The organism is Aeromonas sp. 604443, assembly GCF_049170315.1.
GTDB classification, from domain to species: domain Bacteria; phylum Pseudomonadota; class Gammaproteobacteria; order Enterobacterales; family Aeromonadaceae; genus Aeromonas; species Aeromonas veronii_A.
The window spans coordinates 47,813-68,238 of sequence record NZ_JAAKMI010000003.1 but is presented as its reverse complement, the minus strand read 5'-3'; the positions used below and the strand labels follow the sequence as shown (position 1 = coordinate 68,238).

Here is a 20,426-nt window from a genome sequence, read left to right as displayed (position 1 = left end):
ATGGCCAAGATAACCTTTCGCGCCAAGGTGAATGACGGGTACGTGAAGATCCCCAAGCTGGGCCGTCAGCACTGCGACATGAATGCGTTCCACTATCACCCACGTTACGGGGCATACAGCAACTCAACGCTGTTCCCGCAGATGCTGGCCCGCATTGCCAGCGACCTGACCAAGGGCACCGGCCACCTTAACGTAGCCAAGCTGCCCGCCAACGTGGAAGTGGACACATCCAAGTTCCTCGCCACCGTAACCATCGAGGTGTGAACCTCACCCAACCCCAACGCCCCTCACATGAGGGGCTTTTTGTTTCACGGAGAAACATCATGTTCAAACCAACTGTTCACTCTTACTTCTCAGGCGCTGGCCTGATGGACACCGGCCTTATCTTCGGTGGCCTGCCCATCGCCCGCTCGTTCGAGTTAGATCCGCTGGCCTGCAAGGTGCAGGCTGCCAACTTGGGCGACCACGTTGAGAACGTGGACGTGACCCAGCTGTGTGTGACTGGCCAAGGTGAGGCGGATGTCATCATCGGCACCTACCCATGCACCAAGTACAGCAACATTGCCGACATCAAGGGCACCCGCACGGGTGACGACTTGTTCCTCCACTTCTTCCGCCACATTGCGTTGATGCGGCCCGAGGTGTACGTGGTCGAGAACGTACCTGGGATGACCAAGTTTCCGGTGGTCATGGAAGCCATGACCCAGTTGCCGGACTACTACGTGACCACGTTCAACCCAGTGCGGGCCGAGCACATGGTTCCCCAACGCCGTGACCGGCTGATCATCATGGGCAGTCGCCGCCCGTTCACATGGAACGCCCCCGACAAGGGCAAGGTGCCGAGCCTGATGTCGCTGTTAGAACGTGACCCCGAGATAGTCATCCCGCCCTCGGTCTATGCCCGCCTCAACGGGCAGTACCGTGACAAGCCCATCATTAGCGACCCCTTTAAGGGTGACATCGCACCCACCTGTCTAGCTCACTATGCCAAGGACAAGGGCACCCGTCTGGTAATAGACCCAGTGACCCGCAAGCCGCGTCCTTACACGGTTCGTGAGTACGCAAGGTTGATGGGGCTGCCAGACTTCTTCACCTTTGACGCACCCGACAGCGATGCCTATCGCATGATTGGTAACGGCGTTGTGTTCCACAAGGGCGTGTGGGTGGCGAATGAGATCGTGAGGTATTTTTCTCACTCCCATCGACAATCAAGACCACTCACAAGAGCTGCTTCACATCAGAACGTCTGAAAGATACCCCTTGGTTTTCTCTGACTCCTTCTCATTAACTTTCTCACGCTTCATTCGCGCAAAAAGAGACCCTAAAGGGTCTCTTAAAATCTTGGGCTGACCAATCCGGTCGGCCCTCTTAATGGGGCCGGTTCCTTTGGGGACTGGCCCTTTTCACATCTGGAGAAATGCTATGAACGCAAAAGTAGAAACCACCCTGTACGCCAACATCACCGACCTGTTCGACATCCTCAAGGACTTCAACAAGACCAAGGTCAGACTGACCGGTCGGGGTACCACCAAGGATGTCATGGGCTGGAGCCGCACGGCGAGTGAGCACGTCTGCTTTGGCTCGGTGACAGGGCGCACCACCGAGCAGAGCTTGCGCATGCACCTGTCGAACCTGCTGAACGAGGACATCGAACACCTCAAGCAGGAAGTGGCGCATAAGGGCTATGACGCCGTGCTGTCCACCGTCAAGGCGAATCTCTTGGTGTTCAAGGGGCAAGCCAAGCATAACGCCCTGGGTCAGTTGGACGAGCTGCAATCCAAGAGCTTTATGGAGGCAGTGGGCGCAATTCCGCAGCCGACTGAGGGTGTGAGCGAAGCGAACGCCCCGAAGGAGGCGGAGGCCAAGGGGGACGAGTGGGTATTCAACGTGCCCACCTTGCGTGGGTTGCAGGGTGGCCGTGCTTACTACGCCGTGACCATGCCCTATCGGGTACTCGCCCGTCTGTTGCAGATCCAGACCGGCTTTGCCGCTATCGAGCGAGCCCAACGTGAAGTGAACAGGTCTCGGGTGACTGACCTTGTGGACTACATGGGCCAAGCAGGATACGCCCTGCCAGCCCTGACTGGGTGTGTCGAGGGTAAGGCCGAGTTTACCGGCGACCACATGGGCACACTCGCCATCGACATGGGAGCCAAGATCTTGCTGGCTGATGGCCAACATCGGGCGAGTGCCATCGTCAACAAGGTGGAGGCTGATGCCGCGCTTGCGGGTGAGTCGGTAATCATCCAGTTGTATACCGGCCTCACCTTGGACGAACGGCAGCAGCTGTTCTCTGACCTCAACAGCAAGGCGGTCAAGCCGAACGCCTCGATCAACAACCTCTACAACCACCGCAAGGATGGCAGCCAAGTGGCTCGGGCCGTGGCCAACGCCGTGTTCCCTGGGCTTATCGACTTCGAGCGCACCACTTGTGGTGGCCGCAGTGAGTACCTGTACCCGTTCAAGACGCTCATTGATGCCAACAACGTGCTGATGAACAAGCGTGATGGTGAAGCGTGGAGCAACGAGGACAAGGTTGAAGCCCTCAAGATCTGGGCGTTGATCATGAAGCGGGTGCCGGTCACAACCGCAGCCGGTTCAGGGGATAACGTGGCCAAGCTGCGTGAAGGCTCGGTGCTCGGCACTGCCGTGGGCCTGATGGTGCTGGTCTGGGTAGCCAAGGTGCTGATGGAACAGGAGGGATTGAACGGGCTCACTCACCTGCGTAAAGCCGACTGGGACAAGGGTTGGTTCGGTTGGCAGGGCAACGTGATGTTGGGGGCCAAGATGATTAAGAACGGCGGCAGTATCAAGGATGGTGCCCGCGCCGTGTTAAGCCTGCTTGATATGCCTGTTACGGGTGTGTCCGGTAATTGACGATACCCTAAGTCATTTTTGTTGCCTTTCAAAGGGTCAAAGAGTTTTCAACATTGGTCGGATCATTTACGGATGTGAGGAAAGCCGCATGACAACCTCAAATGAATCAAAAAAAGAACCAGCCGCAGTCGCCTCGTTAATCATTGAAGCCAGCAAGCACGTCAACAAATCGTGGCAGGAGCTGGCCCACTTGGCGTCCAACTGGATGGTTGCCCAAGGGCTGGAGACACCGATAAGCCAGCAGGATCTCGCCTCGCTGGCAGCTTGCATGATGTTCACCGGCAAGCCCAAAGCCCCTGACGCTGGCGACCGTGACTCGTTCTTCGAGTTCATCGGTGTGAAGCAGAAGCCCAAGGAGGACTTGGGCGCTGGGGTGGCGGTGGAGATAGACGGGTGCAAGGGTATGCTGCGTTACCGTCTGGCCAAGGACATGTTCGATACCACGCTGCGTGTCCCGATACCCACCATTGAATGGGCTGACCAAGCCCCGCACTCCGTCCCCCAGATCAATCCCTTCTACGAAGTCACCCCCGTCTTTCACGATGTCTTGACCGCCATGGCTATGGGCTTTCGCTCATGGCTGTTCGGTCATACCGGCACCGGAAAGACGGCGGCTATCAGGGAGATCTGCGCACGGTGCAGCTTGCCGCTGGTGCGGATCAACTTCGATTCGGAAATGACCCGTGCTGACCTCGTTGGCAAGACCGAGTTGCTCAACGATGGCGGCACGACCGTGAGCCGGTTCATTGAGGGTGTGCTGCCCCGTGCTCTCCCGCACGTTGGGGTAGTGCTGCTCGATGAACTGGACTTCATCCGGCCCGACCTCGCCTACGTCATGCAGGCGGTGCTGGAGGGGAATGAACTGGTGCTGACCGGTGATAACGGTCGCCGTGTACCGGTGCATCCGCAGTGCTGGATAGTGGCCGCAGCGAATACCTGTGGCCAAGGGGATGATGTCGGCCTGTACCGAGGGGCGCGTGAGCAATCCGCCGCATTCCTCAACCGGTTCCAGACCTTCATCGAGTTTGAATACATGGAGTGGCCCAAGGAGGCGGCCTTGCTGGAGCGTGAGACCCGCCTGCCTACCCACATCTGCGAGAAGCTGTGCCTGTATGCCAAGGAGCATCGGGAAGCGTTCGGCAGGCGTGAGGTGCTCACTCCGATCTCGTACCGCCAGTTGGTCACGATGGCCAACCGGATGATGTTCATGTCACGACATGCAGGCGCCTTGCCGCAGGACGGAGTTTGGGAGGCCATGGAGTTGGTGGTCTTCAATGCCATGCCTGCACATGAGCGCGTCAAGATGACGGGCATCGCACAACGGTTAAGCATCTAAGGAGGATGTGATGGGTTAAAGCGACATTTCTAACCTGCCCGTGTGGCCGGTCATCCTTCGACTGGGGGGACGGGTACTACACCCGTTCGATTGGTAAGGCGAAAAGAATGTAACCGAGCGGTAGCAACGGGGGCCAAGACGGCCCCCTTTTTTATGTCATGGAGATATGAAAATGAACTCGACCGACCTGGTAATTGAGTGCAACGCGATAGCCCGCGTGTTGGGCAGATCGCAGGTGCGCGTAGAGTTTGCAGGGAGTGAGGCGTGGAATGACGGCTCCCTGATCCGCCTGCCCGAGATAGCTGCGGGCAAGGTAAGTGACGACAAGGTAGCGATGATGCGTGGCTATACCGACCATGAGACTGCGCACTCGCTGTTTACTGACTTTGAGTTTTTCCGGCAACACGACAAGACCAAGGCCGACCAGATCAACTATCTGGAAGACCCACGGATCGAGGCGGCCTACCAGCAGCAGTACCCTGGGGCGTGGAGTAGCTTGAACGCCATGCGTCATGTGTCGGCGCAACTCCAGCTTGATGCACTGGCCAAGGTGCCGCCGCATCTGCTCGACTGGGGGCGGCTGATCTTCGGGGCGGTCAAGTGGACGGCCTCGCAGATGATGGGCCACGGTGGTGACGTACAGCGGACGCTGACCGCCATGATACCGGAGCAGTACCGGCCACTGGCCAGCGAGTTTGCGACCCGCTCGATGGCGGCCAAGAGTACCCAAGAGATAGCGGCGCTCGTTGACGAACTGTGTGAGCGGTTCAAACAGGAGCAAGCCAAAGAGCCACAGAAAGCGCCTGAGCAGGAGCCAAGCGAAGGGGATGACAAGGACGAGGATGGGCAGGAAGAGCAGCCCAAGGGCGTTGGTGAGGACGGCGAAGGTGACGAGGGCCAAGAGGATGGCGGGGCGTCTGGTGGCCAAGGAGAACAGCAAGCGCCGCTCATTGACGAGGCGGCCATCCTGAGCGGCATGGCCAGCCGTGAGGTGGGCTTGCCCAAGTTCAACCTCCAGCTGTTCGAGTACAAGCACGATGACGCCCACATCTGCGGCGTAGCCTTCTCGGCCAAGGAGAAGGTCGCCATCAGTCCGATGGGTTCCCATGCCAAGAGCATCCTCAAACGTGCGCTGATAGGCGTTGATGACAGCCGCTGGCTGGGTGGCCGTGTCCATGGCTTGCTCGATGCCAACGACTTGGTGCGGGCCTACCAAGGCGAGGATGACGTTTACCGGCAGCGCACCAAAGACCCCGAGCTTGATACCGCCGTCACCCTGCTGATTGACATGAGTTCCAGCATGAGGGGCGAACGGATTGAGTGGGCCACCAAGACTGCGTTGATGCTGGGTGATGCGCTCGACTCGCTGGGTGTGCCACTGTCAATCTTGGGTCACACCACCATGGCCCTGCACAACTACGCCATCTACCCCAAGGCCGATGTGGATCAGGTGTTCGCATTTGCCAACGACAACCGCCACCCCCAGCTTGCTGCCTTCAAGTTCCAGAACGCCGACCAGACCGGACGGAAGTTGAAGGGCGGACGCTCGGGCAAGGTGGTTGAGAGGCTGGCCATCAAGGCGTATGAGCGCTATCGGCTCGGGCACACACTCAATGCGGACGAGGTGTATGGCCTCGGCTGCGCGTTGACGAGTGCCCCAGGGTATATCTCATCCGACCCGTTGGTGATGTTTAATTTGTTAGGGTTCGGGGTGAGGATCAGAAACGCCCGAGACGTGATCGAAAGGTTGCCCTATTTAGTGGGTGTGTACGGAGCCAATAACATTGATAACCGTGCTATTGAGTTCGCTGTCAATCAGATTGGGAAGTGTAAGCAGAAGCGCAAGATACTTTTAATGTTATGTGATGGCATTCCATATGCGCGTGGGGCACTTTCTAACTTATTGAATTCCTGTACCCATAACACCCTAGCTAATGTGTCCACCCTTGGTATCAAGGTGATCACTTTCGGCTTTGGTTCAACAAGTGTTAAAGGATGTACCCATTATGATGTAACATCAGGCTCAATCGGGCAGATAGAAAAAACAGTCCTTTTTGTTGTCAATGAAGTGCTAAAAACATCATACCCTCGCCATTCCCCGAGCAGAACTGGTGCAGTGGAGACAACCATATGAAAGCTAGACCGGCATATAGGATTAGGTTGAACTGGATTAGGATGGCTCCCGCACACAGAAAAAGTCTCGTTAAGAACCCAAACTGGTGGGTGCTTGTCGCCCAGCGGGTGAAGTCAGGCGTGAAGATCGAGGATGCTATCAGCCAAGTGGAGAGTGAGTGCGAGGCTAGACTCGCGGCTCGCAAGGCAAATGGAGATTAATATGGATAGTTTAGAGATTGAGCGGATCTTGCATCAGTTTCAAGGCCTGGAGTTACAGAACCGCATTTTGGAAAAGAAGTTTAATAACTTACAAAACGAACATCAGAAGACACTTGATGTAATCGAATCGCTTAAATCGAACCTCGCTGAATTACAACTGCAACTTGCATCATTTGGTATTGCACCATCGCACGACAATGAATCGCTACGAGAACTCAGCGACCTGACTCCACGCCAACACGTTATCCTTCAATTATTTATTGAAGGATTTAACTACGACCAGATGGCTCAACGGATCGGGGTCTCGATTAATACAATCAAGACTCAAGCCAAGGCTATCCGTACCAAGTGGGGCGTAGACAACCGATCCGACCTGATATTCAAGGCCCGCCGTGCCATCGGTAGCGTGGCTGACAATGTGTATGTCGAGATCAGTGGTGGGTTGCCGAAGAACTGGGGTGAAGAGTTCGCTCACCTAGCCAAGGATGCAGACCCACATAACGTGTTGTACCGGCCAAGTAAGGGAAGAGGTGCTGGACATGAAGACGAAGAAGATTGATGGCAAAGAGTTGGCGACCATGAAGGACGCCGCCCTTTGCTACCTATCCGATAGGGAACGGTCAAGATCGACCACTCATATCGTCTCGAAGCTGGCCCCTTTTTGGGGCCAGTTTCGTTTGGTCGATGTGAACCAGCGGACGATGGATGACTACGCCAAGGGGCTAGTCGGGATGGCCCAAGCAACCAAGGCGCGGATGTGCAGGCAGGCCCGCACGGTCTACCTGTACGGGTGCCGTGAGTTTGACCTCGCACCCAAGGGGATCAAGGTGCCGACCGAGGGCAAGCACTGCGCCGAATTTCTGACCAAGCCTGAACTGGCCAAGTTGTTGGAGGGGCTGACGGATGAAGCCAGGGCCATTGCGACCTTCATGGTCTATACCGGCGCACGGTATTGCGAGGCCCGACTGGTAGAGGTGGATGACCTCAAGCAGATGGGTACGGCGTTGATGTGCCGATTACGCCACAGGAAGGGCAGCGAGACGCTTTGGCGCGAACGCTGGGTGCCGGTGCATCCGAAGGTACAGGAAGAGATTAAGCAGCACGGTAGCGTCTCTGGTGCGCTCTGGCGCAATGGCCAAGGGAACCGCTGGCACAAGGACGCGACTGCGCTACGCAAGCAGATGAAGCGGGTAGCAGCCAAGCTCGGGTTCGAGGCTCGGCCCCATGTGCTGCGGCATACCTTCGGGACGCTACTAGCCAATGAGGGGGGAGACCTGCGGATACTGGCGGAACTGATGGGCCATGCCAGCTTGCAGCAGACCCGAACCTACATCAATGCAGGGAATCAGGAGGCCGCCGCGCTGGTCGGGAAATTGTGATGGGTCACATTTCTGGTCATGGCTGTGACCATTGTTGTGACCATGCATGACCATACGTGACCACGGGCTAGTTAAATAGCGCAGTGGTCAAATCTGGTCATGTCTACTACAGTTTATTAAGCCGATACAAGCAGTTAGGTGAGGGGGACATTGCGAAGCCTGAACTGTTTCAACCGGCCTTTTGGCCGGTTTTTTTTATCTCTGTGCCCCGAAACTACTGGGACAACGCCTTCAGCTGTGCCTTGTCGGGCGGGTTGTTCCAGTCGATGGGGCCGTGGGTAAAGCGGTACTGCAGCCGTGGCAGGCTGGTCTCCAGCCACTCTTCCCTAAAGTAGGCATACCCCTGATTCCAGTCAGGATCATTGGCCCAACCGGTTTGCAGGAAGTAGAGGCGAGTGCCCTGCCCTTCCGGCACAAAGCGCAGACAAACCTGAGTCTTCTGCTGACGAATATGGGGTAGGCTGGGCGGAAAATTCCAGCTAAAGCTGAGCAAATCATAGGGCATGACGGCCATGACCCTGCACCCTTCACTGCCCCGTTCACCCAGTGGAGCATCCGGCCTGAAGTAGATTTCGAAGGGGCCATTCGGTTCGGCTACCATCAAACACTCGGGAGCCAGAAAACTGCGCAGACCACTCTCTGTCGTCCAGGCGTGCCACACGTCATCGATATGAGCCGGAACAAAAATGTTGCCTTCAATCTGTTTATTGTCCATAAATCAACAATCCTCACGCCATCCATACAGGGGACTTCGGCAGTATAGCCCCATGACAAATGTATTGGACAGCCCTTAATCACACCCTTGTCATTTGCCCCAGATAACCTTGCCCGCGTGCAACAGGGAACAGTGACCGCCCTTGGGAGAGCATGATGATCAGGCGCATGGAAGAACGTGATATCACCCCGCTGGCCAAGCTGTTTTTACAAGGCCGCAGACAAACCTTTCACTGGGTAGACCCCTCCCTGTTTCACCTGGATGACTTTATCGAGCAGACCCGGGGAGAAGAGATATGGGTGGCTGAGCGAGGGGGGACGCTCTGCGGATTTATCGCCGTATGGCAACCCGATCACTTTGTGCATCATTTGTACGTTGCGAGCGACTGGCATGGTCAGGGGATTGGGCGAGCGCTGCTCGAACATGGTCTGGCAAATAATCCCCGCGCGGCATCACTCAAGGTGGCAACCCGCAATACGGCGGCCGTGGCCTTCTATCATCGGCTTGGCTGGCAGCATGGCGACGAGGCCGGGTACTGCGAGCTCACCGGTCCCTGGTGCAAGCTGTGTCGTGAGTAGACAACAGCTCTCCAGACTGTCATGCATGGGCCCGTAAAGGGAAAATATCGATCCGGGATTGCATGGCAGAATATGAGAACACCACGACCCCCGTTGCGCGCGTGATCGCGACCACCGCTCGCACCGAGGATCCCCCGCAGGGCGTATGTGCTCTCTAGACCCGAAACAGCTTGAGCAGGGTATCGAGCTGACCGGAGAGCTGGCGCAAATCGCTGCTGGCTTCAGCCACTTGCACCACCCTGGCCGCGCTCTCGCTATTGAGGGTGGCAATCCGGTTCACGCTATGGCTCACCGCCTCTGCTACCGAGTGTTGCTCTTCCGAGGCTTGGGCAATATACATGTTCATCTCGCGGATCAGACTGACCTGGTTTTTAATTTTCTCCACCGATACCTGTACATCGGCGGCTTCGGCGCCCGCACGAGAGGCCTGCTCCTGGCTCAACTGCATCCCGGCACCGACATTCTGGGTCGCCTGTTGCAGCCGTTTGATGCTGGCACTGATCTCTTCGGTCGACTGACGAGTGCGCCCCGAGAGGGTTCGCACTTCATCGGCCACCACCGCAAAACCGCGCCCCTGATCCCCAGCCCTCGCCGCCTCGATGGCGGCATTGAGCGCCAGCAGATTGGTCTGCTCGGCAATACCATTGATCACTTCGATAATATTGCCGATGCTGCTGCTCTCGGTAGAGAGGGAGCGCATCAGCCCCGCCACCCGTTCCACCTCTCCCACCAGCTGGTGAATCGCCTGATTGGCATGACCGGCCAGATTGTAGCCCTGTTCGACATAAAGGTTGGCCTCATCGGTCGCCGTAGCAGTCTTCACTGCATTACCTGCCACCTCCTGCACCGCCTGGCTCATCTCGGTAATGGCAGTCGCGACCTGATCCAGCTCCAGTTGCTGGGCATCACTGGCGCCCCGAGTATCCGCCGCAAGGGTGTCACAACGTTCCGCGGTCTGCAGCACGCCAGCAGAGAGCTCGTTGATTTCGGCCACCATCTCCTGAAGCTTGGCAATAAAGTGATTGATGTTGGTGGCCAGCGCGCCCATCTCATCCTGACGGAGGATCTTGAGACGCCGGGTCAGATCCCCCTCTCCCCTGGCCAAATCGAACACCGCCAGATTCATCTGATGAAGTGGTCTCAGCACATTGCGATGAATGAGTACCATCAACAAGGCAATGATACAGATATCAAGTACCAGGATCTGCCAGACAGTGGTGATCAACTGCTGGCGCAAGTTGGCCTGAATGGCCGCATCACTGGTTTCGACCAGCAATCTGGCCACGGTATTTTTCTGGCCGCTGTCGTCGTAGACCAGATCATACCCCCCATAGGCCGCCGTATCGGCGGGTATGGCCGTTACAGGGGAAATAGTGCCCGCTGCATCGCGGGCAAACCCGGCCACCAGCTTCTCCTTGTTGACCACCAGCAGTGTGCTGAGCATATCGGCCGCCAGCTCGGATTTGAGCGATGCCTCGATAAAGGCCGACTCATAATTCCACAAAGGGCCAGGCAAGGAGAGCTGCAGTCGCTTGATCGCCTGCTCGACCAGCTGAGCCTGTTTGCTGTAGCTCTCTTCCCTCACCGAGCTGTAGTTATAACCACCAAACAGTACCAGTAGCAGACTCACCGAGAGGGAAGTCAGTACGGCAATCCTGAACTTCAGACTTTTCCAATCCATGACTTCCTCCCGGTATTAACGGCAGCAGGAACAGTACAACTTACTGGTACTTGGCGTTGATTTTCTCGATGGTGCCGTCGGCTTTCATGGCTGCCAGAACCTCGTTGAGCTTGTTGATGAGTTCATCGGGCGTATCCTTGTTAAACGCCAAACTCATCTGGGTTTCCTTGAACACGAAGACCGGCTTGGGTGAAGCCACCTTCTCCTTGCTGGCCAGATAAGGCGCCAGATACTGGCCGGTTGCCCAGAGATCGATACGACCGGCCTCCAGTTTTTTCACGTTGGCGGTGTCATTGGCTGCCAGCTGCAACTTGGCAAATCCCTGTGCCTTAAGATACTCGGCTGCCGCATCACCGTTGTAGCCCCCCACCGAATACTGCTTGGCCTCTTCCAGTGAAGAGACTGTGATATTGGCCGTCGAGCTGGAGAAGAACACCCAGTTGTTATTGACCAGCGGCCCCACCCATTTGAACAGCGCCTCACGCTCCGGGGTACGAGTCGTGGAGTAGAGTGCGGTGTTGGGAGTGCTGAGGGTATCTTCATACGCCCGCTTCCAGGGCATCAGGGTCAGCTTGTATTCGACGCCGGCACGCTTGAGCAGCTCTTCGACCACCTCGGTCGATAGCCCGACAATCTTGCCCCCCTCCCCCTGCATGTTGAACGGAGGGTAATCCTCGGTCATCACGTTCAGTGGCGCAGCCTGAACTGCGCTTATCGCCATCATGGAAGAGACTGAAAAAATTGCACTTTTCCACAGCAGTTGATAGTTCATTGCAACCTCGCTTTGCTTGCCATTCATCCCTGAACATCCGCCGTTACCGATGGCGGTGCACATCTGACCCGCTGGGGTCATGCCGGCTTTCACGGCTCGCCGCCCACCCATGTGCAGCAGCAAACAGATCCGGATTTTGCCAGTGCGCAACGAAACGCAATCGGCGGGGGAGGCTCACGACAAATCGAGGTGGAAACATGCCAGGGCAGCATGAGGGGAGTGTGGAGGGGGCGGATAAACCTCTGCCATACAACAGCGCTGTGGCGAAGCAGAAGCGCATCGTTTAATGACCAGGGTCTGAGAGAGAAATGATAGAAAACGCCAACATCCATTTTCCCATACTGCTCGAGGAGACCTCAGAGCCAAACCTGTCCTTTAGCTAAGGTCACGAAAAGAGATACGTCAAATGAGAGTGCTAACCCCCTCATCTACTTCCAAATTAGATTCCAGATGAGCTCCGCAGAGCCGAAAAGTGGCGCGAGAGAACCGAAACAGAGAAGACCACCGCGAGGTGGCCTTCTACAAGTTAACGATGAACGTCTGGCGATACTCAATCCTTGGCGGCGTCCATCACACCTTCTTCGGAGTGCGCAGGCAGGATCAGGTTGAGCAGGATGGCGGCAACGGAGGCCAGGCCAACACCGGCCAGCGCGAAGTCGCCAATCTTCATCTCCAGCGCACCGACACCGACAGTAAGAGTCACGGCGACGATGGCGATATTGCGCGACAGTCCCAGATCCACCTTGGATTCCACCAGCGTCTTGAGACCGATGGCAGCGATGGATCCGAACAGCAGCAGCATGATACCGCCCATCACCGGCATCGGGATGGAGGTGAGCAACGCATTGAACTTGCCGAAGAAGGCCAGAATGATGGCAAACACCGCAGCCCAGGTCATGGTGACCGGATTGAAGTTGCGAGTGATCATCACGGCACCGGTCACTTCGGCGTAGGTGGTCACGGGTGGGCCACCGATGAAACCGGCGAAGCAGACTCCGATACCGTCACCGGCCAGCGTACGATGCAAACCCGGATCCTTGGTGTAATCCTTGCCAGTCACGCCACCAATCGCCAACACGCCACCGATATGCTCGATACAGGGGGCGATGGCTACCGGCAACATGAACAACGCAGCAGCCCAGTTGATCTCCGGGGTTTCGAAGTGGGGCAGCGCCAGCCAGGGGGCGTTCACCATGCCATCGAAACTCACCTGGCCCATGAACACCGCCGAGACATAACCGGCAATCACACCGCACAGGATGGGGATCAGCTTGATCCACCCCTTGCAGAACACAGCTGCAATCAGGGTGACCGCCAGCGAGATACCGGCCAGCGTCAGCGCAGTCCCCGCAGGAACCACCTGCTCACCACCGGCGCGGCCCATCGCCATGTTGCAGGCAACCTGCGCCACAGAAAGACCGATCACCATGATCACCGGGCCAATCACCACCGGGGGCAGCAATTTGTGCACAAAACCCATCCCTTTTGCCCGGATCAGCGCAGCCAGAATGAAATACATGAAACCGGCGGCAAACAGGCCAAACATGGTGGATGGCAATCCCCAAGTCTGGGTGGCGTAGATGATGGGAGCGATAAAGGCAAAGCTGGAACCGAGGAAAATCGGGACCTGGCGGCGGGTGCAGAGCTGGAACAACAGGGTGCCCACACCGGCGCCAAGCAGGGCCATGGAGGGGTTCAGTCCGGTGAGCAGGGGCACCAGAACCATGGCACCGAAGGCGACAAACAGGATTTGCAGCCCGGCGACACTTTGCTTGACTAAGGAAAACATGGATGTCCTTAATTTTTTGATAACTGATGGGGATATTTATCACTTTTCAGTCATCACAAGACTTTTTCAAGGCACAAAATGAACACAAATGCGTCACCTGTTACCTTTTACTGCTTGGGAAGGGCATGAAACTGGCTTTTTAGGCGGGATTCGTTGCTACAAGCATCGAGTATGCGATTTTACGCATTATTGTGACGAACGCCAATCGTTTTTCCATCATGTTTATTGTGTTCATGGTCAAAGATGCCACCGCCAGGGGGCGCTCTATAATGGATCCTGTGAATCAAGATGGACAAGGAGTCCCCATGTCACAGCCCCCATTCAAGGCCAGCCAGCGCAGATTGCTTATTGGCTCGGCCATCGCACTCGCCCTGTTTGCAAACCCGTTCAGTTATGATTTCGCCCACAATGAGTGGCAAATGAATCAGGCCTATGCCAAGTCCTGCTTTATCGCCGGCACTCGCATCACGATGGCCGATGGCTCCACCCGCCCCATAGAGACGCTCCGGGTCGGTGAACGAGTGCTGGATCAACACGGCGGCAGTAACCGGATCCTGGCGGTCGAACGGGTCATACTGGGCAAACGCAGACTCTACGGGATCAATGATCTGCCCCCGTTCTTTACCGCAGAACACCCTCTGCTGACCACGCGGGGCTGGGCAGCCATCTCACCGGCCATGACACGAACCGAAAACCCGCAACTGGCAGTGCTGCCGCTATTTACCGGCATGCAGATAATGTGTCGCCCGGCACCTGTCATGGTGACGGGCAATCTGGCCCTGCAATCCCAGCCGGAATTACTGCTGGTTGAGTCACTCTGCTGGATCGAGGCGCCTCCCACTACCGCACTCTTCAATCTGCTGCTCGATGGCAGCCACAGCTACATCGCCAATGAGCTGATCGTTCACAACAAAGATGGCGATGGTGGCAGTGGGGGCAGCAGCAGTGGTGGTGGCAACAGCGGCGGAGGCAGCAACAGCGGCGGAGGCAGCAACAACGGCGGAGGCAGCGACAGCGGCGGTGGCAGCGATGGGGGCAGCGATGACAGTGGCGGCCAAGGCGAGCATGCCGGCGGAGAGCAGCATGGTGGAGGTGAACGGCATGCTGGTGGAGAAAAACATGCAGGGGGAGAACGCCATGGGGGTGGCCGCGGGTTTGGCAATGGCGTTGATGACAACGGTGTGGATGCCGTCGATGCCAACGGCAACAAGCTCAGAGGCGATGGCACCATCGATGACAACGGCGTAGATGCCGTCGATGCCAACGGCAACAAGCTCAGGGGGGATGGAACCATCGATGACAACGGTGTGGATGCTGTCGATGCCAACGGCAACAAACTAAGAGGTGATGGCACGGTCGATGACAACGGTGTGGATGCTGTCGATGCCAACGGCAACAAACTAAGAGGTGACGGCACGGTCGATGATCGCCAGCAAGTGCTTACCGATGAGCAGGAGCGGGTGCTGCTCAACAACGGTTTTCGCCAACAGGGGCAACCATGATGCGATATCTGTTACCACTCCTCCTGCTCGGCCTCACTGGCTGCGCCACGGTCGACACTCCGCCGCTTTACCATCAGATGGATAAGGCAGATGTTCAACTGGCCAATCAGGCCCTTGCCAAGGCGCTGGAAACCCGTACCAAAGGGCAGAGCCTCACCTGGTTCAATCCGGCTAATCGTCACTCGGGCAGCGTCACGCCGCTACGCACCTTCCGCCATGCCAGCGGGGAGTGGTGTCGCGACTATCGCGAGCAACTCTATATCGGCCAGGCCAGTCAGCAGTGGCAGGATACCGCCTGTCGCAATCAGCAAGGGCGCTGGCGGCCATTGCGAACTTAGTGAATGCCACGGGATAAACGAAAGGGGGTAGCAGCGCTACCCCCTTGTCATCTTTTCCGACCCGTTATCCGAGCGGTGAATACGCGGTTATACCCGACGATAGGGCAGGTAAACCGGCTCCCACATGTGGTTGAGGATATGCTGCTGCAGATCCTGACCGATCAGCGGGTGGGAGGGATCCCGGCGCACGATATCCTTGAGCACGGCGGTCGCCACATGCACCGAGATGCTGCGCAGCTCGCGAATGCGGGGATAGACGGCCCCTTTAGCCAGGTCCACCTCACTCACGCACTCGGCCAGCGCAAAGGCGGCGGTCGTGAAGACATCGGGTGTGATCTCGCGGATCTGGCTGACGATGGCCGCCAGACCTACACCGGGGAAGATAAAGACATTATTGCCCTGCCCGACCCTGAACTCCTGCCCCTCGTAGCTCACATCCTTGAAGGGACTACCGGTCGCCACGATCGCCTTGCCCTTGCTCCAGCGGTAGATATCCTCCGGCAGCGCTTCACAGTTGGCGGTCGGGTTGGAGAGCGGGAACACCATGGGGCGCTCGCAATGCTGCAGCATCAGCTGGATGTGTTCTTCCTGGAAGGCCCCGCCCGAGCCGCTGGTACCCAGCAACACGGTAATGGGCACATGACGCAGTACATCGGCCAGATTGGCCTTGCCGGGCACCTCGGTATCCCAACCCGCCAGCAGCAACCCCGGTTTGGCGTAGCGACGTTTGTACTCGTCAAGCCCGTCCCGGTTGTCGCACACCAGCCCCTGGGTATCCAGAATGTAGATGCGATCGCGGGCCGCCTGCGGATCCATCCCTTCGCGGATCATCCCCGCGCAGATCTGATCCGCGACCCCAACCCCGCCGGCGCCAGCGCCATAGACCAGATAGTTCTGCTGGCCCAGGGTCTCCCCCTTGACCTTGACCGCGCCGATAATACCGGCCAGCACCACGGCACCGGTGCCCTGAATGTCATCGTTGAATGACGGCAGTGCCTGCTGGTAGCGGGCCAGATTGTTGAAAGCATTGGATTTGCTGAAGTCTTCCCACTGCAGCACGGCGTTGGGGAAGTGGCGCTTGACCCCCTGCACGAACTTGTCGATGAACTCTTCATACTCCTTGCCGCGAATACGCTTGTGCGGGCGGCCCAGATACATGGGATCATCGAGCAGTTTCTGATTGTCGGTGCCCACATCCAGCGCGATGGGCATGCAGCAGGCGGGGTGAATACCGGCCCCTAGGGTATAGAGCGCCAGCTTGCCGATAGGGATCCCCATGCCGCCAACACCCTGGTCGCCGATCCCCAGAATGCCCTGGCTGTCGGTGACGACTATGATGCGGATCGATTTGGCATCGAAGTGACGGGCCTGACTGCCCATGTCATCCACGTTGTCCGGGGTGATGTAGAGGCCGCGCGGCTTCTGGAAGCGGTGGCTGAACTCCTGGCACGCCTTGCCCACGGTCGGGGTATAGATGTAGGGAGTCATCTCCTCTACATGGCGTGACAACAGGGCATAGAAGAGAGTCTCGTTGCGATCCTGCAGGGCACGCAGGTTCTGGTACTTCTCGATATCGCTGCAAGCGCTCTTGAACCCCTCATACACTCGCTCGAGCTGGGCTTCAAAAGTTTGCACCTGAGGCGGCAGCAAACCATCGAGATCAAAATCGGCCCGCTCCTGTTCGGTGAAGGCCGTGCCCTTGTTGAGGTATCGATTGTTAAGCAGATCAGTGCCGGTCAGTGCAACGGGGCGAAAATCCTGTCCCTGTGCATCTTTCCACAGCAGATATTGTCCGGTAGCCATAGTCATTCTCTTTGATTTACGTGAAATTGCCGTTCGGCAGGAGAGCAAGACTCATAATGAAATCAATCATATGACGTTTACTCGATCGGTTTTGTGAGCTTGGGCATACCCTGCGGCCAAAATAGGCGCCCGGCGACCCCGGCGAGACAAATATCCACGGCAAGGAATGAGACTCATGTTAGCATTGCGGGCAACCCAGCCCCTTTCACCGCATCACAGCCGGGAGTGATCTGATGCCCTCACCTCTGCCAGCCTGCTCCCCCTTCTTCCTGCCATGCGCCTGATCCCGCTGCTTGCACTGTGGCTATTTCTGACCTGCCAGTCGGCTCTCGCCGCACCGGGCCGGGTACTCAACATCATCGTGGGTGAATGGCCCCCTTTCGTCTCCGAGCAGTCAAAACAGCACGGGCCAGTGGCCCACCTTATCAGCGATCTGTTCAAAGAAGCAGGCTATGAGGTGAAGTTCCACTTCGCCCCCTGGGGTCGGGTCTATTCGCTGGCGGCCAACAGCCAGCTCTACGACGCCACCGCCGTCTGGATGCACAAACCGGAGCGGGAACAGGATTTTCTGTTCAGCGAAGCGGTGCTGCAGGAGCAGTTTGTCTTCTTCTCCCTCAAATCACGGCAGCTGCGGGCCGAGCGCCTTGAGCAGATCATCGGCATGCGGTTGGGGGGTGATATCGCCTATAGCTACGGGCCCGAGCTGGACAAGATGGTGGCCGATGGCAAGGTAACCCAACAGAAAGTCACCGACGTGAAACAGAATTTCGGCAAGCTGCTGCGCGGACGGATCGACCTCTATCCGCAAGAGCTGCGAGTCGGTCTGGCCGAGTTGCAGAGCCAGCTCGACCCCGCCAGCGCGGCACTCATCACCCACAGTCAGACCCCTTTTCTGCGCAACGACAGCTTCGTGATGTTCCCACGCAAGATGCCGGATTCAGCCAAACTGCGGGATCAGTTCAATCAGCAGTTGCAGCAGGCCATCGCCAGCGGACGTTATCAGCGCTACTTCGAACGGCTGGCCCGGGGGGGCTATTAACCTTGGCGAGGCAAAAACAGAGGGGATAAAACAACGGTGACGGCCCTTTGTGGCCGCCACCTCTGTGATGCTTGTCAGCTGCTGGCATTAGCCGCTGATGCCCACCTCCAGCTTGAACGGCGTCTTGGCCTTGCTGCTCTCGGCCGCCCCCATCTGGTAGACCCGAATGGTATAAGTGCCCTTGGCGGGCAGGGTCGCCTCAAAGTTGTTCCCTTCCGTAGAGCCGATAAACATCGCCTCCCCCTTGCTGCCCGGCGGCAGAATATTGAAGTAGGGCTTGCCGGTCAGGATCACCACCATGCTCTGGCCCTTGTTGGCCGTCAGCTTGTAATCGAGGGTCTGGCTACCTTGAATGGTGCCGTTGATGGTTGCCCCTGACTCCCCTTTTTTGAACTGTACCTGCTGGGTCTTGATCCCGTCAGCCGCCTGCGCCACGCCCGCAATACCACCGAAGAGCGCAGATGCACATACCGCTGCCAGCCATGCTTTTCTCATCATTTGTCATCCCTTGTGTGAATGGACCCCCTGTTACTGTTGCTCAAGGTGGCCCAAAAAACCATCGCCGTTTGCGGCATCGCTCAATCAATTTGCCATCACCATCGACCCGCCATCAAAAGGGGCGCCTCAGCGCCCCTTCCCTTTACTCTTTGTCGACCATCATGATTTACCCGCCTTGGGCTCATCGAGAGTGTGTTTCACCTCTTCATACCAGAGGTCGTGGTGCTCCTTGGCCCAGGTCTCGTCCACCTCACCGGTCACCATCCCCTCCAGCGCCCCTTCCAGCTGGAACAGGCCCATGTAAATATGGAAGATAAAACCGCAGATAAGGATCAAGGCGCCGACGATATGGATAAAGCTGGCCCACTCCATCTGACGGCGCAGCTGGCCGAAGATGGGAAAGTCCAGAAACAGCCCGGTCGCCACGACTATGCCGCCAAACCAGATGAGCAGCCAGAAGATCGCCTTCTCGCCGCCGTTGGAGAAGCCCGCCGAGGGGTGACTCCCCTTGTGGGGCCCCAGCATGCCGCCAGCCTTCATAAACCACTGCACATCCACCATGTTGACGATGTTGTGGCGGAACCACTTGATGAGTACACCGAGCAAGCAGAGGAAGAAGAGCGGCCCCACGTAGTTGTGGAACACCTTGGCGAACCAGATCCAGTTCTCCCACACCCCCATGCTCACCACCGGCTTGATGAAGTACTTGCCATAGATGATGGCCAGCCCTGACCCGGAGAGGGTCAGGAACATGGCCGCCGTGGTCCAGTGCAGCGCCCGATCCAGCCTGCTCCAGCGCTTGAGCTTGCGCCCGGTGCGCGGTTTGGAGAGCTTGGTCTGCCCCACCACCAGATACATCAGGCCGCACATGGCCAAGGAGCCGAAGATGGCGATGGCGCCGAGCGGCGACACCCACTTGGTCTTCACCTCGAACCAGAGCTGGCCCGGCACCGAGATAAGCACTCCGTGCTCCGGCGAGCGGGAGGTGGTCACCCCCTCCTGCCCATCCTTCACCGCCCGCCAATAATCGGCGCCGGCAAAGCCGACCGCCTCTTTCTGCGCATCAGCGAAGCCGGGCGCGCTGAACAGCAGCAAGGCCGTCAGCAGCGCTGTCAGCCAGTGTCTCATTGACCATCCTCCTGCTTGCCAAGCTTGAGCCCCTTGCCTCTGCCATCGTGAGGTTTGCTGGCGTCGCGATAGAGCGCCTGTTCATCAGCCCCCCAAGCAGCATGAGGGGCACCGCGATAGGCAACCCGCTCGCGGAAGATATCGGAGATCACCTGCGCATCCCCTGCCAGCAGTGCTTTGGTGGAGCAGAGCTCGGCACACATGGGCAGCTTGCCCTCGGCGATACGGTTGGCACCGTACTTCTGGCGCTCCGCCTCGCTGTGATCCTCTTCCGGGCCGCCGGCGCAGAAGGTGCACTTGTCCATCTTGCCCCGATCGCCAAAGGCGGCGGTTTTCGGGAACTGGGGCGCCCCGAACGGGCAGGCAAACAGGCAGTAGCCGCAACCGATGCAGAGATCCTTGTTGTGCAGCACTATGCCGTCGTCGGTGTGATAGAAGCAGTCGGCCGGGCAGACCGCCATGCAGGGGGCGTCGGTGCAATGCATGCAGGCGACCGAGATGGAGGTCTCACCTGGCAGGCCGTCGTTGAGGGTTACCACCCGGCGGCGCTGGATGCCCCACTCGAGGGCATCGTCGTTCTCGTTCTTGCACGCCGTCACACAGCCGTTGCACTCGATGCAGCGCTTGGTGTCACACATGAATTTCATTCTGGCCATG

Annotated in this window: 19 protein-coding genes; 11 read left to right on the top strand and 8 right to left on the bottom strand. The window is 57.7% G+C overall.

The genetic code is table 11. The features are described from left to right. From G5380_RS05915 to G5380_RS05885, 7 genes are all read left to right on the top strand, one after another. Positions 1–264 carry a hypothetical protein gene (locus tag G5380_RS05915; protein ID WP_136501382.1) on the top strand — a complete coding sequence of 88 codons (264 nt, stop codon included), beginning with the start codon at positions 1–3 and terminating at the stop codon, positions 262–264. Between the two features lie 59 nt (positions 265–323). Then, complete coding sequence (locus G5380_RS05910) at positions 324–1,250, top strand: DNA cytosine methyltransferase (protein WP_064341942.1); 927 nt, start codon at positions 324–326, stop codon at positions 1,248–1,250. A gap of 172 nt (positions 1,251–1,422) precedes the next feature. Further along, positions 1,423–2,877, top strand: a complete 1,455-nt coding sequence (locus tag G5380_RS05905) for a DNA sulfur modification protein DndB (protein WP_421317403.1) — start codon at positions 1,423–1,425, stop codon at positions 2,875–2,877. An 88-nt stretch (positions 2,878–2,965) separates the two neighbouring features. Continuing rightward, positions 2,966–4,213, top strand: coding sequence for an AAA family ATPase (locus tag G5380_RS05900; RefSeq protein ID WP_421317401.1), 1,248 nt, complete (start codon positions 2,966–2,968; stop codon positions 4,211–4,213). A 172-nt stretch (positions 4,214–4,385) separates the two neighbouring features. Beyond that, positions 4,386–6,347, top strand: coding sequence for a cobaltochelatase CobT-related protein (locus G5380_RS05895; RefSeq protein WP_421317399.1), 1,962 nt, complete (start codon positions 4,386–4,388; stop codon positions 6,345–6,347). A 201-nt stretch (positions 6,348–6,548) separates the two neighbouring features. Continuing rightward, entirely contained in the window at positions 6,549–7,106 is a 558-nt protein-coding gene (locus G5380_RS05890) for a helix-turn-helix transcriptional regulator (RefSeq protein WP_168797119.1), read from the top strand. Continuing rightward, positions 7,087–7,926 (top strand): tyrosine-type recombinase/integrase, encoded by an 840-nt coding sequence (locus G5380_RS05885; protein ID WP_186301883.1) that lies wholly within the window; start codon positions 7,087–7,089, stop codon positions 7,924–7,926. The genes G5380_RS05890 and G5380_RS05885 overlap by 20 nt, the downstream gene beginning before the upstream one ends. A 214-nt stretch (positions 7,927–8,140) precedes the next feature. Here the strand turns inward: G5380_RS05885 and G5380_RS05880 are convergent, their stop codons facing one another. After that, entirely contained in the window at positions 8,141–8,641 is a 501-nt protein-coding gene (locus tag G5380_RS05880) for an SRPBCC family protein (RefSeq protein ID WP_216953138.1), read from the bottom strand. Positions 8,642–8,796: 155 nt separating this feature from the next. Between G5380_RS05880 and G5380_RS05875 the strand changes: the two genes are divergently transcribed. Next, positions 8,797–9,219, top strand: a complete 423-nt coding sequence (locus G5380_RS05875; protein WP_421352594.1) for a GNAT family N-acetyltransferase — start codon at positions 8,797–8,799, stop codon at positions 9,217–9,219. Positions 9,220–9,373: 154 nt separating this feature from the next. Here the strand turns inward: G5380_RS05875 and G5380_RS05870 are convergent, their stop codons facing one another. The 3 genes from G5380_RS05870 to G5380_RS05860 form a co-directional block, all read right to left on the bottom strand. Then, complete coding sequence (locus G5380_RS05870) at positions 9,374–10,900, bottom strand: methyl-accepting chemotaxis protein (RefSeq protein WP_421210118.1); 1,527 nt, start codon at positions 10,898–10,900, stop codon at positions 9,374–9,376. 40 nt (positions 10,901–10,940) lie between these two features. Continuing rightward, entirely contained in the window at positions 10,941–11,672 is a 732-nt protein-coding gene (locus G5380_RS05865; RefSeq protein ID WP_227342193.1) for a substrate-binding periplasmic protein, read from the bottom strand. 550 nt (positions 11,673–12,222) lie between these two features. Further along, positions 12,223–13,461: a uracil-xanthine permease family protein gene (locus G5380_RS05860; RefSeq protein WP_005347636.1), complete on the bottom strand. Its 1,239-nt coding sequence runs from the start codon at positions 13,459–13,461 to the stop codon at positions 12,223–12,225. 305 nt (positions 13,462–13,766) lie between these two features. On the opposite strand from G5380_RS05860, the gene G5380_RS05855 reads away from it, so the two are divergent. Both G5380_RS05855 and G5380_RS05850 read left to right on the top strand, forming a co-directional pair. Continuing rightward, positions 13,767–14,963, top strand: a complete 1,197-nt coding sequence (locus G5380_RS05855) for a hypothetical protein (protein ID WP_421352510.1) — start codon at positions 13,767–13,769, stop codon at positions 14,961–14,963. After that, positions 14,960–15,301, top strand: a complete 342-nt coding sequence (locus tag G5380_RS05850; protein ID WP_216953134.1) for an RT0821/Lpp0805 family surface protein — start codon at positions 14,960–14,962, stop codon at positions 15,299–15,301. The genes G5380_RS05855 and G5380_RS05850 overlap by 4 nt, the downstream gene beginning before the upstream one ends. Before the next feature lie 87 nt (positions 15,302–15,388). On the opposite strand, the gene G5380_RS05845 is transcribed toward G5380_RS05850, so the two are convergent. After that, positions 15,389–17,104, bottom strand: coding sequence for an NAD-dependent malic enzyme (locus tag G5380_RS05845; protein ID WP_064339679.1), 1,716 nt, complete (start codon positions 17,102–17,104; stop codon positions 15,389–15,391). A gap of 274 nt (positions 17,105–17,378) precedes the next feature. Here G5380_RS05845 and G5380_RS05840 point away from each other — a divergent pair, with 274 nt between their 5' ends. Further along, a complete protein-coding gene (locus G5380_RS05840; RefSeq protein WP_421265247.1) occupies positions 17,379–18,143 on the top strand; it encodes a substrate-binding periplasmic protein in 765 nt (254 codons plus the stop codon). An 87-nt stretch (positions 18,144–18,230) separates the two neighbouring features. On the opposite strand, the gene G5380_RS05835 is transcribed toward G5380_RS05840, so the two are convergent. From G5380_RS05835 to fdh3B, 3 genes are all read right to left on the bottom strand, one after another. Continuing rightward, positions 18,231–18,641: a hypothetical protein gene (locus G5380_RS05835; protein WP_013723543.1), complete on the bottom strand. Its 411-nt coding sequence runs from the start codon at positions 18,639–18,641 to the stop codon at positions 18,231–18,233. Between the two features lie 159 nt (positions 18,642–18,800). After that, positions 18,801–19,769 carry a formate dehydrogenase subunit gamma gene (locus G5380_RS05830; RefSeq protein WP_421352509.1) on the bottom strand — a complete coding sequence of 323 codons (969 nt, stop codon included), beginning with the start codon at positions 19,767–19,769 and terminating at the stop codon, positions 18,801–18,803. Further along, positions 19,766–20,425 (bottom strand): formate dehydrogenase FDH3 subunit beta, encoded by a 660-nt coding sequence (fdh3B, locus tag G5380_RS05825; RefSeq protein WP_005353752.1) that lies wholly within the window; start codon positions 20,423–20,425, stop codon positions 19,766–19,768. Before fdh3B ends, G5380_RS05830 begins: the two co-directional genes overlap by 4 nt. Position 20,426 lies beyond the last annotated feature (1 nt).

What these genes read in the sequence shown, in the direction of transcription:
- G5380_RS05915 (WP_136501382.1), top strand. Translation starts at nt 1, where the DNA reads ATGGCCAAGATAACCTTTCGCGCCAAGGTGAATGACGGGTACGTGAAG.
- G5380_RS05910 (WP_064341942.1), top strand. Translation starts at nt 324, where the DNA reads ATGTTCAAACCAACTGTTCACTCTTACTTCTCAGGCGCTGGCCTGATG.
- G5380_RS05905 (WP_421317403.1), top strand. Translation starts at nt 1,423, where the DNA reads ATGAACGCAAAAGTAGAAACCACCCTGTACGCCAACATCACCGACCTG.
- G5380_RS05900 (WP_421317401.1), top strand. Translation starts at nt 2,966, where the DNA reads ATGACAACCTCAAATGAATCAAAAAAAGAACCAGCCGCAGTCGCCTCG.
- G5380_RS05895 (WP_421317399.1), top strand. Translation starts at nt 4,386, where the DNA reads ATGAACTCGACCGACCTGGTAATTGAGTGCAACGCGATAGCCCGCGTG.
- G5380_RS05890 (WP_168797119.1), top strand. Translation starts at nt 6,549, where the DNA reads ATGGATAGTTTAGAGATTGAGCGGATCTTGCATCAGTTTCAAGGCCTG.
- G5380_RS05885 (WP_186301883.1), top strand. Translation starts at nt 7,087, where the DNA reads ATGAAGACGAAGAAGATTGATGGCAAAGAGTTGGCGACCATGAAGGAC.
- G5380_RS05880 (WP_216953138.1), bottom strand. Translation starts at nt 8,641, where the DNA reads ATGGACAATAAACAGATTGAAGGCAACATTTTTGTTCCGGCTCATATC.
- G5380_RS05875 (WP_421352594.1), top strand. Translation starts at nt 8,797, where the DNA reads ATGATCAGGCGCATGGAAGAACGTGATATCACCCCGCTGGCCAAGCTG.
- G5380_RS05870 (WP_421210118.1), bottom strand. Translation starts at nt 10,900, where the DNA reads ATGGATTGGAAAAGTCTGAAGTTCAGGATTGCCGTACTGACTTCCCTC.
- G5380_RS05865 (WP_227342193.1), bottom strand. Translation starts at nt 11,672, where the DNA reads ATGAACTATCAACTGCTGTGGAAAAGTGCAATTTTTTCAGTCTCTTCC.
- G5380_RS05860 (WP_005347636.1), bottom strand. Translation starts at nt 13,461, where the DNA reads ATGTTTTCCTTAGTCAAGCAAAGTGTCGCCGGGCTGCAAATCCTGTTT.
- G5380_RS05855 (WP_421352510.1), top strand. Translation starts at nt 13,767, where the DNA reads ATGTCACAGCCCCCATTCAAGGCCAGCCAGCGCAGATTGCTTATTGGC.
- G5380_RS05850 (WP_216953134.1), top strand. Translation starts at nt 14,960, where the DNA reads ATGATGCGATATCTGTTACCACTCCTCCTGCTCGGCCTCACTGGCTGC.
- G5380_RS05845 (WP_064339679.1), bottom strand. Translation starts at nt 17,104, where the DNA reads ATGGCTACCGGACAATATCTGCTGTGGAAAGATGCACAGGGACAGGAT.
- G5380_RS05840 (WP_421265247.1), top strand. Translation starts at nt 17,379, where the DNA reads ATGCGCCTGATCCCGCTGCTTGCACTGTGGCTATTTCTGACCTGCCAG.
- G5380_RS05835 (WP_013723543.1), bottom strand. Translation starts at nt 18,641, where the DNA reads ATGATGAGAAAAGCATGGCTGGCAGCGGTATGTGCATCTGCGCTCTTC.
- G5380_RS05830 (WP_421352509.1), bottom strand. Translation starts at nt 19,769, where the DNA reads ATGAGACACTGGCTGACAGCGCTGCTGACGGCCTTGCTGCTGTTCAGC.
- fdh3B (WP_005353752.1), bottom strand. Translation starts at nt 20,425, where the DNA reads ATGGCCAGAATGAAATTCATGTGTGACACCAAGCGCTGCATCGAGTGC.